Raw genomic sequence first — 12,424 nt, 5'->3', positions numbered from 1 at the left:
GCAGTTGCATTGATATGGATGCAAATGCATCGAACGTCAAGCTTGATGCAATTGCATCTATCGCTTAGGCTGCGCCAATGACGAGGACATCGCCTTCACCCGCCGCGATCAAGGCCTGGGCGCGCCTGATGCGCGTCTCGCGCCAGCTCGTGGAAAGAGCGGAGGAGGCGCTGAAGGCCAGCGGTCTGCCGCCGCTTGCCTGGTACGACGTGCTGCACGAGCTTGCCGAAGCCGGCGAGGGCGGGCTGCGGCCGTTCCAGCTCATCGAGCGGACCTTGTTTGCGCAATACAACATCTCGCGGCTGCTGGCCCGGCTCGAGGCCGATGGCCTGGTCGAGAAGCTGCCGGTCGCTGATGACGGCCGCGGCCAGACCATCCGCATCACCGGCAGCGGGCGCGAGACTCGCCGCCGCATGTGGGCCGCCTACGGGCGGTCGATCGCCGAGCTGGTGGGCGCCAGGCTTCCGGTCGAGGACCTTGAGACACTGGCCACCCTGCTCGGCAGGTTGCGCGATCCGCCTGCCGGCGACTGAGCCAGCCAGGACCTGGCGGGTTGCGCGCTGCATCTGGATACCAAAATGATTTTCTCCATTTTGTCCTTGCGTCGGCAGCAGGATTGCGCAATATGCCGAACCGTAACGTACGGTACGCCACCAAGAACGGGCGTGACCTTTCATCAGGCGAGAAAGAAACGAGTTGCAGGCAGGCGCCGAGATCGACAGCAGCGATGCGCTGACGGAGCGGCAGCAGGCCGTTCTCGACGCCGCCCTTCGCCTGCTGGTCGAGGAGGGCGACAGCCTCACCATGACCGCGGTGGCGCGGCGGGCAAGCTGCTCCAAGGAAACGCTCTACAAATGGTTCGGCGACCGCGACGGGCTGCTGACGGCGACGGTGCAGTGGCAGGCTTCCAAGGTGCGCGTGGCGCCCGTCGACCGCAAGGGCCTCGACATCGGCTCGCTGACGGCGAGCCTCGAACGCTTCGCCTCGGACTGGCTCAAGGTGATTTCGAGCGATACGTCGATCGCGCTGAACCGGGTGGCCGTCGGCCATGCCGGTTCCGGCAAGGATGACCTCGGCGCCATCGTGCTGCAGAATGGACGTTTCGCGCTCGCCAGGCGCTTGAAGCCGGTGCTGGAAGCGGGACGAGAGGCCGGATTGCTGGATTTCGCGGATGCCGAAACGGCATTCCGCACCTTTTTCGGGCTGGTCGCCCGCGATGTGCAGATGAGGCTTCTGCTCGGCGACCGGCTGGAATTGACTGAGGCGACGATTGGTGGCGATGCCGCCCGTGCGACGCAGCAGTTTCTCGCTCTTTACGGAGCAAAAACCGGGCCCCGAGCCCTCTGATCTTCAAAACGGGAAGGAAGACGAAAATGCGTGTCTATTACGATCGTGACGCCGATCTCAACCTCATCAAGGGCAAGAAGGTCGCCATCATCGGCTATGGCAGCCAGGGCCGGGCGCATGCGCTCAACCTCAAGGAGTCCGGTGTCAAGGACATCGCCATCGGTCTCAAGGCCGGCTCGGCGACCGCCAAGAAGGTCGAGGCCGACGGGCTCAAGGTGTTGACCGTCGCGGACGCCGCCAAATGGGCCGACCTGATGATGATGGCGACGCCCGACGAACTGCAGGCCGACATCTACAAGAACGAGATCGCGCCGAACATCCGCGATGGCGCGGCGATTGCCTTTGCGCACGGCCTCAACGTGCATTTCGGCCTGATCGAGCCGAAGTCGACCGTGGACGTCGTCATGATTGCGCCGAAGGGCCCGGGCCACACCGTGCGTGGCGAATACCAGAAGGGCGGCGGCGTGCCGTGCCTGGTGGCCGTCAACCATGATGCTTCCGGCAATGCGCTCGATCTGGCGCTCTCCTACGCCTGCGGCGTCGGCGGCGGCCGCTCCGGCATCATCGAGACCAATTTCCGCGAGGAATGCGAGACCGACCTGTTCGGCGAGCAGGTGGTGCTCTGCGGCGGCCTGGTCGAGTTGATCCGCGCCGGCTTCGAGACGCTGGTGGAAGCCGGCTACGCGCCGGAAATGGCCTATTTCGAGTGCCTGCACGAGGTCAAGCTGATCGTCGACCTGATCTATGAAGGCGGCATCGCCAACATGAACTACTCGATTTCGAACACCGCCGAATGGGGCGAATATGTCTCGGGTCCGCGCATCATCACCGCCGAGACCAAGGCCGAGATGAAGCGCGTGCTGAAGGATATCCAGACCGGCAAGTTCACCTCGGAATGGATGCAGGAATACCGGGCCGGCCTGGCGCGCTTCAAGGGCATCCGCCGCAACAACGACAGCCACCAGATCGAAGAGGTCGGTGCGAAGCTGCGCGCGATGATGCCGTGGATCGCCAAGAACAAGCTGGTCGACAAGGCAAAGAACTGAGGCGATCCACGGTCTTGCATTGCGCGTCCTCGGGCTTCGCCCTGCGGGCGCGCGGTGATCGCCAAGAACAAGCTGGTCGATAAGGCCAAGAACTGAGGCGATCCACGGTCTTTGCATTGCGCGTCCTCGGGCCTCGCCCTGCGGGCGCGCGGTGATCGCCAAGAACAAGCTGGTCGACAAGGCGAAGAACTAGGAAGCTTGCGCCAATCCTACCCTGCCGGCCATCCGCCACGGGTTTCTGCGCTTCCGGTGCGCACGGACTGCAATGTCCGCTCCGGTTCTCGAAACCCGCACCAGCTGACTCGGCAGGGCGAATTGTCATCAAGCTTCCGGTCGAGAAACACCGAGCCGGCGGAGCAATCCGCCGGCTTTTCGTTAAGCGGATGAGTTCGCGGTGGAAAAGAGCCCGCTTCAGCCGTAGTGCCAGTGCGGCTTCGGTTCGGTGCCGGTGAACTCGACGCCGATGCGGCCGTCGCGGCGCCAGCGCACCACGGCCTTGTAGCCGATGCCGTCGGTCGGCACGTAGAGCAGGAATTCGTCGGGCACGCGTGCCTCGATCGGAACTTTCAGCTCGGCACCGCCGGCATGCATGTTGCGCAGCGTGCATTTGACTTCGGAATTGGCGATGCCGGTCAGGATCGACGCGCCCTTCAGCACGCGCTGCCTGCGCTTGTCCCTGTTTTCGTCCTCGGCCATGGCTTTCCGCTGCCGGGCGATCCGGTCAGCCTATGTGATAGACCCGCCTGATGAACAGCGCGTTAGCGCCGATGGCGTCATGCCGCTGCCCAGGCAAAAACGGCGCCGCGAGGCGCGGCGCCGTTCGAGCATTCTTCGATCCCTTGCCGCTCAGCTATAGGGCGACCAGCACTGCTGGCGCGGGCCGTTATAGGGCTGGAACGTGTTGTCCCATGCCCGGTACGAGCGGTAGCGGTCGTAGCACCACTGGACATGCGCGCTCGAGAGACGCTGCGTCCGGTAGATCCGCCGGGGCTGAGCGTAGTAGCCGTTGTTGTAGTAGCCGTTGTTGTAGTACAGGCTGCCAAGACCGAGACCCAGGCCAAGACCAAGAATTGCGGCATCGGAATCTCGGAAATGGCGGCGGTGATGGTGGCGTCTCCAGCGCCAGTCGTCGCCGTTCCAGTTATTGTCACCATCCCAGTTGCGGGAGAAATTGCGCTCGCGGAAATTGCCGGACCGCCAGCGGCCGTCGCGGTTACGCCAGCGCCATTCCTCATTGTTGAGTTGCCGGTCATTGCCGCCGGCCCACTCGTCGCGGACGGGCGTGATGCCCGGCGCCGCCAGGTTGGACGGGACCGACAGGTCTGGCTCAAGGATCGGACCGGCCAGCGACGGCGCCGTCACCCCCGCCACAAGGCCCAGGGTCAGCAGACCGGACCTCAACGAAGACAAAAAGAGCGTTTTCATTGCACACTCCGAAGATTTCAGGCCCCACGCCCAGAATACCCCGGGAAGAGGCCCATTTATGGAACTTGCCGTCTGAACGGCGGATGAACGGAAAGGTTCCGTCAACCATGACGGGCTGATGGGAGGCCCTTGTCTTCATCGGGAGTTCTGGGCAAAGGTCACGGCCATGTCGCTGCGCCTTGCCACCTTCAATGTCGAGAACCTGATGAACAGGTTCGATTTTTCCGGCTACCGCAACCAGCTCAACGAGGATCGCACGCTGGCGCTGTTCGATATCCAGAGCGAGGCCGAGTACAAGATGCTCGAGCAGGCGCGCGCCATTTCCCAGTCCGACGACACTCGCCAGCTCACTGCACTGGCGATCGCCGCCACCCGTGCCGACATCATCTGCATGCAGGAAGTCGACAATATCGAGGCGCTGAAGGCCTTCGAATATGGCTATCTGTTCAAGATGGTCGGGCAGGGCTACCGACAGAAATACACCACGGCCGGCAATGATTCACGCGGCATCGACGTTGCCGTGATGATGCGCAGCGAGACGGCCGAGGGCCAGCCGATCGAATTCGTGCGCATGACCAGCCACGCCCACGTCACCTTCGAGCAATTCGGCCTGTTCACGCCGGAACTGGCGGCGCTCGGCTATCAGGCCATCGAACGCATCTTCCGGCGCGACTGCCTCGAGGTCGACCTGAAGATCGGCGGCGTGCCGCTGACGCTCTATCTCGTCCACTTCAAGTCGATGGGATCGCCGCGCAACGGTCTCGACGGACGCGAGGCGACCATGCCGCTGCGCGTCGCCGAGGCGCAGGCGGTGCGCCGCATCATCGAGGAGCGCTTCGGCAAGGATCACGCCGCCGACAAGCGCTGGGCGATCTGCGGCGACATGAACGACTACCGGCAGCGGGTGAAGATCGATGGCGACAGCGTCGACGGCTACCGTTTCCAGGTGATCGACGAGAGCCAGTCCTGCATCAACGTGCTGACCGCCGGCGGCTTCTGCGAAAACGTGGTCGAGCGGCGGCCGGAGATGGACCGCTGGAGCTTTTACCACACGCGCGGTCCCGAGGAGCGGCACCTCTGTCAGCTCGACTATATCCTGCTGTCGAAGGGGCTGGCGGCGAAGAACGCGACCGCCGTTCCCGACATCGTCCGCAACGGCCAGCCCTGGCGCACCATCTTTCCGGCGGGCCAGGAGGTCGAGCGCTTCCCGCGCGCCGGCTGGGACCGGCCGAAGGCCTCCGACCATTGCCCGGTGGTGATCGCCCTGGACATGGCCTGAGCTGCATCTCAAAACACCTCAGAGCAAGATGAGCTTCGACCTTCCACGCAACGTCATACTGCCGGTCGACAAGGTCGATGTCAGGCTCGACCCCGGCCCGCATCCGTTCGAACGCGACAACGCCGAGGCGATCGCCGAGAACTGGCGGCGCGAGATGGGGGCGAACCCGGCGCTGTTCGACGGCACGGTGGTGTTGCTCTCGGCGCTCGCCTATCGCGACGGCCGGCTCGTCGGTCGCTGCCATGCGGTGAAATATTCGACCTTCATGCTGTGGCGGAAGAAGCGCGAGGCGAGCGGCGCCGAGCATGCCTATGCGCATGCCATGCTGGTCGCCGGCGACAATGCGCTGGTGGCGATCCGCATGGGCGCGCATACCGTCAATGCCGGCCGCGTCTACTTCGCCGCCGGCTCGTTCGAGCCGATCGATTTCCGCGACGGCCTCGTCGATGTCGACTTCAACATGATCCGCGAAGTGCGCGAGGAGACTGCGATCGACCTGTCGGGCGCCGAACGCGGCCGGCGCTATCATGCGCTGTCGACGCCGAGCGGCACGGTGATCTTCCGCCGCTATCGGGTGAGCGAGCCAGCCGACGAGATCGCGCGGCGGATCAGCGCCTTCGTCGCCACGGAGGCGGAACCGGAGATCGAAGCTCCCGTCGTCATCCGCGATGCCACCGACCTGCCGGGCGGGCTGATGGGACATATGAAGCCGCTGATCGAATGGCATTTCGCGGGCGGCGACGAAGTCCCCTGAGTCCTCATGGGAAGATCGGCGGCAGCGCCTCGTCCGGCATGCTTTTCCGGGAGCCGCCGTCGTCCTTGTAATAATAGCTGTAGCCGTTGATGGCCGGCGCGCCGCCGAGATGCGCGTAGAGAATTCGCGAGCCCTCGGGGAAGAAGCCCTTCCTGGTCAGGTCGATCAGGCCCTGCATCGACTTTCCCTCGTAGACCGGATCGGTGATCATGGCCTCGGTGCGGGCCGCCAGCCGGATCGCGTCGTTCGTGGCGTCCGACGGAACGCCATAGGCGGGATAGGCATAGTCGGGGTTGATGACGATCTCGTCGTCGCGGACGGCGCGGCCGAGCCCGACGAGGGCGGCGGTGTCGTCGACGATGCGGCGGACCTGGGCGCGGGTCTGGTCGAGCGTGCCGGAGGCGTCGATGCCGATCACCCGGTCGGCACGGTTCTGCGCGGCGAAGCCGACGATCATGCCGGCCTGCGTCGAGCCGGTCACGACGCAGACGATGATGTAGTCGAAGGCAAAGCCGAGCTCGGCTTCCTGCCGGGCCACCTCCTCGGCGAAGCCGACATAGCCCAGCCCGCCGAACTTGTGCACCGAGGCGCCGGCCGGGATCGGATAGGGCTTGCCGCCGGCATCCTTCACCGACTGGATGGCGTCCTCCCAGCTTTTGCGGATGCCGATGTCGAAACCGTCGTCGACCAGCCGGCTGTCGGCGCCCATCAGGCGTGTCATCAGGATGTTGCCGACCCGGTCGTAGACCGCGTCGTAGTGAGGCACCCATTTCTCCTGGATCACCACGCATTTCATGCCGATCTTGGCAGCCGTCGCGGCGACCATCCGCGTATGGTTCGACTGGACGCCGCCGATCGACACCAGTGTGTCGGCGCCGGACCGAAGAGCATCCGGCACGATGTATTCGAGCTTTCGCAATTTGTTTCCGCCCATCGCCAGCCCGGAATTGCAATCGTCGCGCTTTGCGTAGACCTGCACCTTGCCGCCCAGCGCAGCGCTCAGCCGCGGCAGATGCTCGATCGGTGTCGGGCCGAAGGTCAGCGGATAGCGTTCAAACTTGGCGAGAAGTGACATCGTTCTGTCTCCGCTTCTGGTGATTTTCATGAAGCGATCATAGGCGCAGTGGCTCGAAAGGTGCTCTCGAACTTGCGGGCGGATTTTTCACATCTCCCGCAAATCAGCGATATGATTGGCCTAACCATTCGAAGAGGGCAGCAGAAATGGAAGAATCTTCCGCCGAAACTCTGGATCGCATCGACGTCAAAATCCTGCGCGCCCTTCAGGCCGAGGGACGGTTGACCAATGCCGAACTGGCGGCCCGCGTGAACGTCAGCGCCGCCACCTGCCACCGGCGCACGCAGCGCCTGTTCGAGGAGGCCTACATCACCGGAGTCAGGGCGGAGATCGCCCCCGCTACGGTCGGCCTTGGCGCGCTGGTGATGGTCGGCGTCGTGCTCGACCGCTCGACACCCGAAAGCTTCGCCGCTTTCGAGGAGGCCGTGCTGAAGCTCAAGGAGGTCCTCGACTGCAATCTGGTGGCCGGCGACTTCGACTATCTGTTGAAGATACGGGTCCGCGACATGGCGGATTTCAACAAGCTGCACGGGCAGAAGCTGATCGCGCTGCCGGGCGTTCGGCAAACCCGGACTTTCTTCGTCATGAAGGAGGTCAAGGAGAACGCGCGGCTGCCGTTCTGAGAGGGCCGCTCTTGGTGGTGGTCAGCGCTGTCCCTTGTCCGGCAATGCCTTGCGATCGTTGCGGGCGGCGACGAAGAACAGGATCACGCCGAGGCCAAGCAGCGCGCCCATCGCCATTCCCATCGTCTGGCCGACGACCTCCTGGAAATTCGCGGCGACGCGATCGGGATTCTGGAGGCCGTAGCTGGCGAGATACCACCACAGGCCAGCCAGGCCGGCCTCGATGATCGCCAGCGTCAGGACCAGCCGCGCCTTCTTGCTCATTCGTATCTCCCCCATGCGCCAAAGGTCACAGCAGTAGCATTGCCGGATGCACGGCGACAGAGGGCAGGCGAGGCCGCGCCTGCCTTGCGCCTCACTCGTGCCGCAGCGCGTCGATCGGGTCGAGCCTGGCGCCGCGCAGCGCCGGGAAGAAGCCAAACACCATGCCGATCAGCGCCGAAAAGCCGACGGCGAGCAGGATGACCGCCGGGCTCGGCGCGAAGGGGATGGTCAGCGCCACCGAGGCGATGCCGGCGAGCGAGAGCCCGATCAGGATGCCGATGATGCCGCCGAAGAGCGACAGCACCGTCGCCTCGACCAGGAACTGGATGAGGATGTGCTTCTCGTGCGCGCCGATCGCCAGCCTGATGCCGATCTCGCGCGTGCGCTCGGTGACCGAGACCAGCATGATGTTCATGATGCCGATGCCGCCGACCAGCAGGCTGACGCCGGCGACCGCGCCCAGCATGCCGGTCATGGTGGTGGTGGCGCTGGCCATGGCGTCGGCGATCTGCGTCATGTCGCGGATCGAGAAATCGTCATCGCGGTCGGGCGTGACGCGGCGCGTGTCGCGCAGGATGTCCTCGACGCGCGGCTGCAGTTCGGTTGTCGGCGTGCGGTCGTCGGCGGCGATGTAGATGGAATCGATGTCGCGGTTGCCGGCGATGCGGCGCTGGTAGGCGGCCAGCGGCATCAGCACGACATTGTCCTGGTCCTGGCCGAAGCCGGTGTAGCCCTTGGGTTCCAAGAGGCCGATGATCTTGCAGGAGGTGCGGTTGACGCGAATGGTCTCGCCTTCCGGATCGCCGGCGCCGAAGAATTGCTGGCGCACCGTCTCGCCGACCAGGCAGACGCCGGCGCCGGCGCGGGTCTCGGAATCGCTGAACGGACGCCCCGAGACCAGCTTCCAGTCGCGCGCGTCGAGATAGGCGCTGTCGGTGCCGGTGACGCCCGATGTCACGCTTTCGGTGCCGAAGATGACGCGGACCTGCTTTTGCGAGGCGGGCGAGATGGCGCGGGCGCCGTCGAGATGCTTGACAAGCGCGGCAAGGTCCTTGTCGGCAAGCGGACGCACGACCTGGTCGAGCCCGCCCGGCCCGCCAGGCCCGGCCGGACGGCCGGAGCGGACGACGAGCAGATTGCTGCCGAGCTTGGAAATGTCGGACTTGACCTTCTGGGTGGTGCCGGAGCCGATGGTCAGCATGGCGATGACGGCGGCGACGCCGATGACAATGCCGAGCAAGGTCAGGAACGAGCGCAGCACGTTTCGGCGGATCGAGATCAGCGAAAGGCGAACTGTCTCCCAGATCATTGGGCCGCCTCCAGTTTGTTGGAGTCGGACGCGACATGGCCGTCGAGGAAGCGGATCGTGCGCTCGGCGTAGGCCGCCACGTCGGCCTCGTGCGTGACCATCACGATGGTGAGGCCAAGCCCGGCGTTGAGCCGCGTCAACAGCTCCATTATCTCGTGCGTGCGGGCGGTGTCGAGATTGCCGGTCGGCTCGTCGGCGACGAGCAGCGTCGGCCTGGTGACGATGGCGCGCGCGATCGCCACCCGCTGCTGCTGGCCGCCCGAGAGTTCGGCCGGCGTGTGGTGCTCGCGCCCGACAAGGCCGACCTCGGCCAGCGCCTGCATGGCAAGCTGGCGACGCTGGCGCGCGGCGACGCCGCGATAGATCAGCGGCAGCTCGACATTCTCGGCCGCCGTGGTGCGCGGCAGCAAATTGTAGCCCTGGAAGACGAAGCCGACATAGAGGTTGCGCAGCATGGCGCGGCGGTTGCGGTCGAGCCGGCCGGCATCGATGCCCTCGAAACTGTAGGTCCCGGCCGTCGGCGTGTCGAGGCAGCCGATGATGTTCATCGCCGTCGACTTGCCGGAACCCGACGGCCCCATGATGGCGACGAATTCACCCTTGCGGATGGCGAGATCGACGCCGGCCAGCGCGTGCACACGGGCCTCGCCCTGGCCGTAGCTTTTCCAGACCTTGTCGAAGGCAATCAGCGTGGAGCCTGACACGGCGTCAGTTCCGCAGCTGCGAGCCGGTGATGACCTGCGCGCCCTCGTCGAGGCCGGACGTGATCTCGGTCAGCTCGCCGTCGGTGGAACCGACCCTGACGTTGACCGCGTGCGGCCGGCCGTTTTCCAGCACATAGAGCGTGCGCGAGCCGTCGGTCGGTCTCGGCGCCGCGTCGCGCTGACGGCCGGGGCGGCCCATGCGGCCGGTGAACAAGTCGCGCAGGCTCCATGTGCGGGCGACCGGCGGCGCCGGCCGGTAGCGGAAGGCGGTGGCCGGCACGGTGAGCACGCCCTTGGCCTGCCTGGTGACGACCGAGACGGTGGCGGTCATGCCGGGTCGGAGCAGCAGCTCGCCATTGTCGACCTCCAGCCGCGCATTGTAGGTGACGACGCCATCGGTGGTGACGGAGGCATAAGAGATGTCGCGGATCTCGGCGTCGAAGGGCCGCTCCGGAAAGGCATCGACGGTGAAACGGGCATGCTGGCCGGGGTTGACCGAGCCGATATCGGCTTCGTCGACCGCAGCCTGCAGTTCCATGTTCCTCAGGTCGGCGGCAATGATGAACAACACCGGCGCCTGCAGCGAGGAGGCGACCGTCTGGCCGGGGTCGACCGAACGGGTCAGCACGATGCCGTCGATCGGCGCGTAGATCGTGCTCTTGGCGAGATCGGTCTGCTGCGCCTTGAGGTCGGCATTGGCGATGGCAAGGTTGGCCTCGGCACTGTCTCGCGCAGCCTTGGCGCGGTCGCGCGTCGCGGTCGCCGCCTCGAGCGACTGGTCGGTCGCCATGCCGCGCCTGGTGAGCTCGTTCGCGTGTCAGCGCGTTCTCGTTCTCCTTCAGCGTCACCGTGGCGTCCTCGACACTGGCCGCGGCCGCCCTGGCCGACGCTTCGGCGCGCTCGATCTGAACTTCGAGCTTGGCGGTGTCGAGCGTCGCCAGCACGTCGCCTTTCTTGACCCGTTGATTCTCCTCGACCGCGACCGATCGGACGACGCCCGAAAGCTCGCTGGAGATGTCGACCTGGGTGAGGGGCTGCAGCGTGCCGGTGGCCGAAACCTGGACGGTGAGGTCGGCGACTGTGGCCGGCACCGTGGTATAATCAATCCTGGCTGGAGAAGCTGAATACAATTGGTAGCCGGCAAAAGCGGCGGCAACGGCGGTCAGCGCCAACAGGGCATAGAGCCAGCCGCGACGGCGTGTTCTGCGCAGGCCCTGATGGTCGAGGCCAAGCGCCGTCTCGATGGCGGAATCCGATTCCGTCTTTGGCGGATTGACAATTTGGTCCACGCTGGACCCCTATAACGCGCAATGTCCCTATCTGTGCACAGATCAGGCTTTGTGGTTCGAATTACAAATTAAATTTCGCCCATGTTGGGATTGAGGCAAGAATGCAGACCCGGAACTACTTGCTCTACGATGTCTTCACGACCGAGCGGCTGGCCGGCAATCCGCTGGCTGTCGTCCTGGACAGCAAGGGGCTGGACACTGCGGCAATGCAGGCCATCGCGCGCGAATTCAATCTGTCCGAAACGGTGTTCGTGCTGCCGCCCGACAACGCCAAGCACCGCGCCCGCATTCGCATCTTCACGCCCGACTATGAAATGCCGTTCGCCGGCCATCCGACCGTCGGTTCGGCGATCGCGCTTGCCGACCTGGCAGGCGAGACCGCCGGCATCTTCGTGCTCGAGGAGAATATCGGCCCGGTGCGCTGCGCGGTGAGCAAGCATGACGGCGCCACCTTCGCCGAGTTCGACCTGGCGAAGCTGCCGGAGCCGCTGGAGCTCTCCGCCGACGCGGAAGCGATCGGCGCCGCGCTTGGCCTTGGGCCGCATGAGATCGGCTTCGAGAATCACCGGGTCTCGTTCTGGTCGGCCGGCGTGCCCTACGTGACCATTCCGGTCGCCGACCTGAAGGCGGCGGGCCAAATCCGGCTGGACAACCAGGCTTGGTCGGAACTGGCGCCGCGCAAGAGCGAATGGGCTTTCGCCAGCCCCTATGTCTATTGCCGCGAGACGGTCAACCACGAGAGCGCCTTCCATGTGCGCATGATCGTGCCCGGCAGCCCTTCCTATGAGGACCCGGCGACCGGCTCGGCAGCGGCAGCCTTCGCCGGCGCCATCATGCATTTCGACGGCCCGACCGACGGCATTTCGCAGCTCTGGATCGAGCAGGGGCTGGAGATGGGACGGCCGTCGCGAATCCGCCTCGAGCTCAATGTCGATGGCGGCAAACTGGCCGCCGCCCGCATCGGCGGCCATGCCGTCAAGGTGGCGGAAGGCAAGCTTTTTGTATGATGGGTGCGGCTGCCCCATCCCGATAGAATCGGGACGGGGCTCCATTTTTTTGTTTGAGCATGATCTCTTCCGAAAACCGGATTCCACTTTTCGGGATCATGCTTTAGCGATTTATCGGGAAATGATCCCGGCAGGGCTAGACATCCCCAGGATCGGCGGCTATATGCCCGCCGACGCTGGGTTTCCCGGCCGCGTGGGTGTGTAGCTCAGTTGGTAGAGCAGCTGACTCTTAATCAGCGGGTCCACAGTTCGATCCTGTGCACACCCACCATTTTTTCCGCTGAACTTTTCTTTTTTCATGT

Annotated in this window: 13 protein-coding genes, 1 tRNA gene and 1 pseudogene; 8 read left to right on the top strand and 7 right to left on the bottom strand. The window is 64.9% G+C overall.

Features of this window, described 5'->3' with window-relative positions; genetic code table 11:
- The first annotated feature begins 77 nt into the window (after nucleotides 1–77).
- The 3 genes from PU724_RS24215 (at nucleotide 78) to ilvC (ending at nucleotide 2,393) form a co-directional block, all read left to right on the top strand.
- Nucleotides 78–533, top strand: a complete 456-nt coding sequence (locus PU724_RS24215) for a MarR family winged helix-turn-helix transcriptional regulator (protein WP_354424095.1) — start codon at nucleotides 78–80, stop codon at nucleotides 531–533.
- Nucleotides 534–696: 163 nt separating this feature from the next.
- Nucleotides 697–1,347, top strand: a complete 651-nt coding sequence (locus PU724_RS24210; protein ID WP_354424093.1) for a TetR/AcrR family transcriptional regulator — start codon at nucleotides 697–699, stop codon at nucleotides 1,345–1,347.
- 26 nt (nucleotides 1,348–1,373) lie between these two features.
- The gene (gene ilvC, locus PU724_RS24205; protein ID WP_127283377.1) at nucleotides 1,374–2,393 is read left to right on the top strand and encodes a ketol-acid reductoisomerase; all 1,020 of its coding nucleotides are present in this window, start codon (nucleotides 1,374–1,376) and stop codon (nucleotides 2,391–2,393) included.
- A 411-nt stretch (nucleotides 2,394–2,804) separates the two neighbouring features.
- On the opposite strand, the gene PU724_RS24200 is transcribed toward ilvC, so the two are convergent.
- Both PU724_RS24200 and PU724_RS24195 read right to left on the bottom strand, forming a co-directional pair.
- Entirely contained in the window at nucleotides 2,805–3,089 is a 285-nt protein-coding gene (locus PU724_RS24200; RefSeq protein ID WP_135858711.1) for a PilZ domain-containing protein, read from the bottom strand.
- Between the two features lie 150 nt (nucleotides 3,090–3,239).
- On the bottom strand, nucleotides 3,240–3,818 hold the full coding sequence (locus PU724_RS24195) for a BA14K family protein (protein ID WP_320254981.1): 579 nt from the start codon (nucleotides 3,816–3,818) through the stop codon (nucleotides 3,240–3,242).
- A gap of 166 nt (nucleotides 3,819–3,984) precedes the next feature.
- On the opposite strand from PU724_RS24195, the gene PU724_RS24190 reads away from it, so the two are divergent.
- Complete coding sequence (locus PU724_RS24190; protein WP_354424090.1) at nucleotides 3,985–5,097, top strand: endonuclease/exonuclease/phosphatase family protein; 1,113 nt, start codon at nucleotides 3,985–3,987, stop codon at nucleotides 5,095–5,097.
- Nucleotides 5,098–5,125: 28 nt separating this feature from the next.
- Nucleotides 5,126–5,851, top strand: coding sequence for a hypothetical protein (locus tag PU724_RS24185; protein ID WP_354424088.1), 726 nt, complete (start codon nucleotides 5,126–5,128; stop codon nucleotides 5,849–5,851).
- Between the two features lie 4 nt (nucleotides 5,852–5,855).
- On the opposite strand, the gene PU724_RS24180 is transcribed toward PU724_RS24185, so the two are convergent.
- The gene (locus tag PU724_RS24180; protein WP_127283372.1) at nucleotides 5,856–6,926 is read right to left on the bottom strand and encodes a 1-aminocyclopropane-1-carboxylate deaminase; all 1,071 of its coding nucleotides are present in this window, start codon (nucleotides 6,924–6,926) and stop codon (nucleotides 5,856–5,858) included.
- Nucleotides 6,927–7,072: 146 nt separating this feature from the next.
- Here PU724_RS24180 and PU724_RS24175 point away from each other — a divergent pair, with 146 nt between their 5' ends.
- Complete coding sequence (locus PU724_RS24175; RefSeq protein ID WP_354424086.1) at nucleotides 7,073–7,549, top strand: Lrp/AsnC family transcriptional regulator; 477 nt, start codon at nucleotides 7,073–7,075, stop codon at nucleotides 7,547–7,549.
- Nucleotides 7,550–7,570: 21 nt separating this feature from the next.
- Here the strand turns inward: PU724_RS24175 and PU724_RS24170 are convergent, their stop codons facing one another.
- The 4 genes and pseudogenes from PU724_RS24170 to PU724_RS24155 all read right to left on the bottom strand — a co-directional run bounded on the left by PU724_RS24170 (nucleotide 7,571) and on the right by PU724_RS24155 (nucleotide 11,115).
- Complete coding sequence (locus tag PU724_RS24170; RefSeq protein WP_127283370.1) at nucleotides 7,571–7,813, bottom strand: hypothetical protein; 243 nt, start codon at nucleotides 7,811–7,813, stop codon at nucleotides 7,571–7,573.
- A 91-nt stretch (nucleotides 7,814–7,904) separates the two neighbouring features.
- Nucleotides 7,905–9,122, bottom strand: coding sequence for an ABC transporter permease (locus tag PU724_RS24165; RefSeq protein ID WP_354424083.1), 1,218 nt, complete (start codon nucleotides 9,120–9,122; stop codon nucleotides 7,905–7,907).
- On the bottom strand, nucleotides 9,119–9,826 hold the full coding sequence (locus tag PU724_RS24160) for an ABC transporter ATP-binding protein (RefSeq protein WP_127393495.1): 708 nt from the start codon (nucleotides 9,824–9,826) through the stop codon (nucleotides 9,119–9,121). The genes PU724_RS24165 and PU724_RS24160 overlap by 4 nt, the downstream gene beginning before the upstream one ends.
- A gap of 4 nt (nucleotides 9,827–9,830) precedes the next feature.
- Nucleotides 9,831–11,115 (bottom strand): annotated as a pseudogene (locus PU724_RS24155) (efflux RND transporter periplasmic adaptor subunit).
- A 101-nt stretch (nucleotides 11,116–11,216) separates the two neighbouring features.
- Between PU724_RS24155 and PU724_RS24150 the strand changes: the two are divergent.
- A complete protein-coding gene (locus PU724_RS24150) occupies nucleotides 11,217–12,122 on the top strand; it encodes a PhzF family phenazine biosynthesis protein (protein WP_127393497.1) in 906 nt (301 codons plus the stop codon).
- A gap of 195 nt (nucleotides 12,123–12,317) precedes the next feature.
- A tRNA-Lys gene (locus PU724_RS24145) sits at nucleotides 12,318–12,393 on the top strand.
- Nucleotides 12,394–12,424: the final 31 nt, after the last annotated feature.

It is taken from the genome of Mesorhizobium abyssinicae, assembly GCF_049887195.1.
GTDB lineage: Bacteria > Pseudomonadota > Alphaproteobacteria > Rhizobiales > Rhizobiaceae > Mesorhizobium > Mesorhizobium abyssinicae.
This window is presented reverse-complemented; position numbering and strand designations above follow the sequence as displayed.

Excerpts from the sequence above, each read along its gene's own strand:
- PU724_RS24190 (WP_354424090.1), top strand. The coding sequence starts at position 3,985 with ATGTCGCTGCGCCTTGCCACCTTCAATGTCGAGAACCTGATGAACAGG.
- PU724_RS24175 (WP_354424086.1), top strand. The coding sequence starts at position 7,073 with ATGGAAGAATCTTCCGCCGAAACTCTGGATCGCATCGACGTCAAAATC.
- PU724_RS24150 (WP_127393497.1), top strand. The coding sequence starts at position 11,217 with ATGCAGACCCGGAACTACTTGCTCTACGATGTCTTCACGACCGAGCGG.
- PU724_RS24215 (WP_354424095.1), top strand. The coding sequence starts at position 78 with ATGACGAGGACATCGCCTTCACCCGCCGCGATCAAGGCCTGGGCGCGC.
- PU724_RS24185 (WP_354424088.1), top strand. The coding sequence starts at position 5,126 with ATGAGCTTCGACCTTCCACGCAACGTCATACTGCCGGTCGACAAGGTC.
- PU724_RS24200 (WP_135858711.1), bottom strand. The coding sequence starts at position 3,089 with ATGGCCGAGGACGAAAACAGGGACAAGCGCAGGCAGCGCGTGCTGAAG.
- ilvC (WP_127283377.1), top strand. The coding sequence starts at position 1,374 with ATGCGTGTCTATTACGATCGTGACGCCGATCTCAACCTCATCAAGGGC.
- PU724_RS24180 (WP_127283372.1), bottom strand. The coding sequence starts at position 6,926 with ATGTCACTTCTCGCCAAGTTTGAACGCTATCCGCTGACCTTCGGCCCG.
- PU724_RS24170 (WP_127283370.1), bottom strand. The coding sequence starts at position 7,813 with ATGAGCAAGAAGGCGCGGCTGGTCCTGACGCTGGCGATCATCGAGGCC.
- PU724_RS24165 (WP_354424083.1), bottom strand. The coding sequence starts at position 9,122 with ATGATCTGGGAGACAGTTCGCCTTTCGCTGATCTCGATCCGCCGAAAC.
- PU724_RS24195 (WP_320254981.1), bottom strand. The coding sequence starts at position 3,818 with ATGAAAACGCTCTTTTTGTCTTCGTTGAGGTCCGGTCTGCTGACCCTG.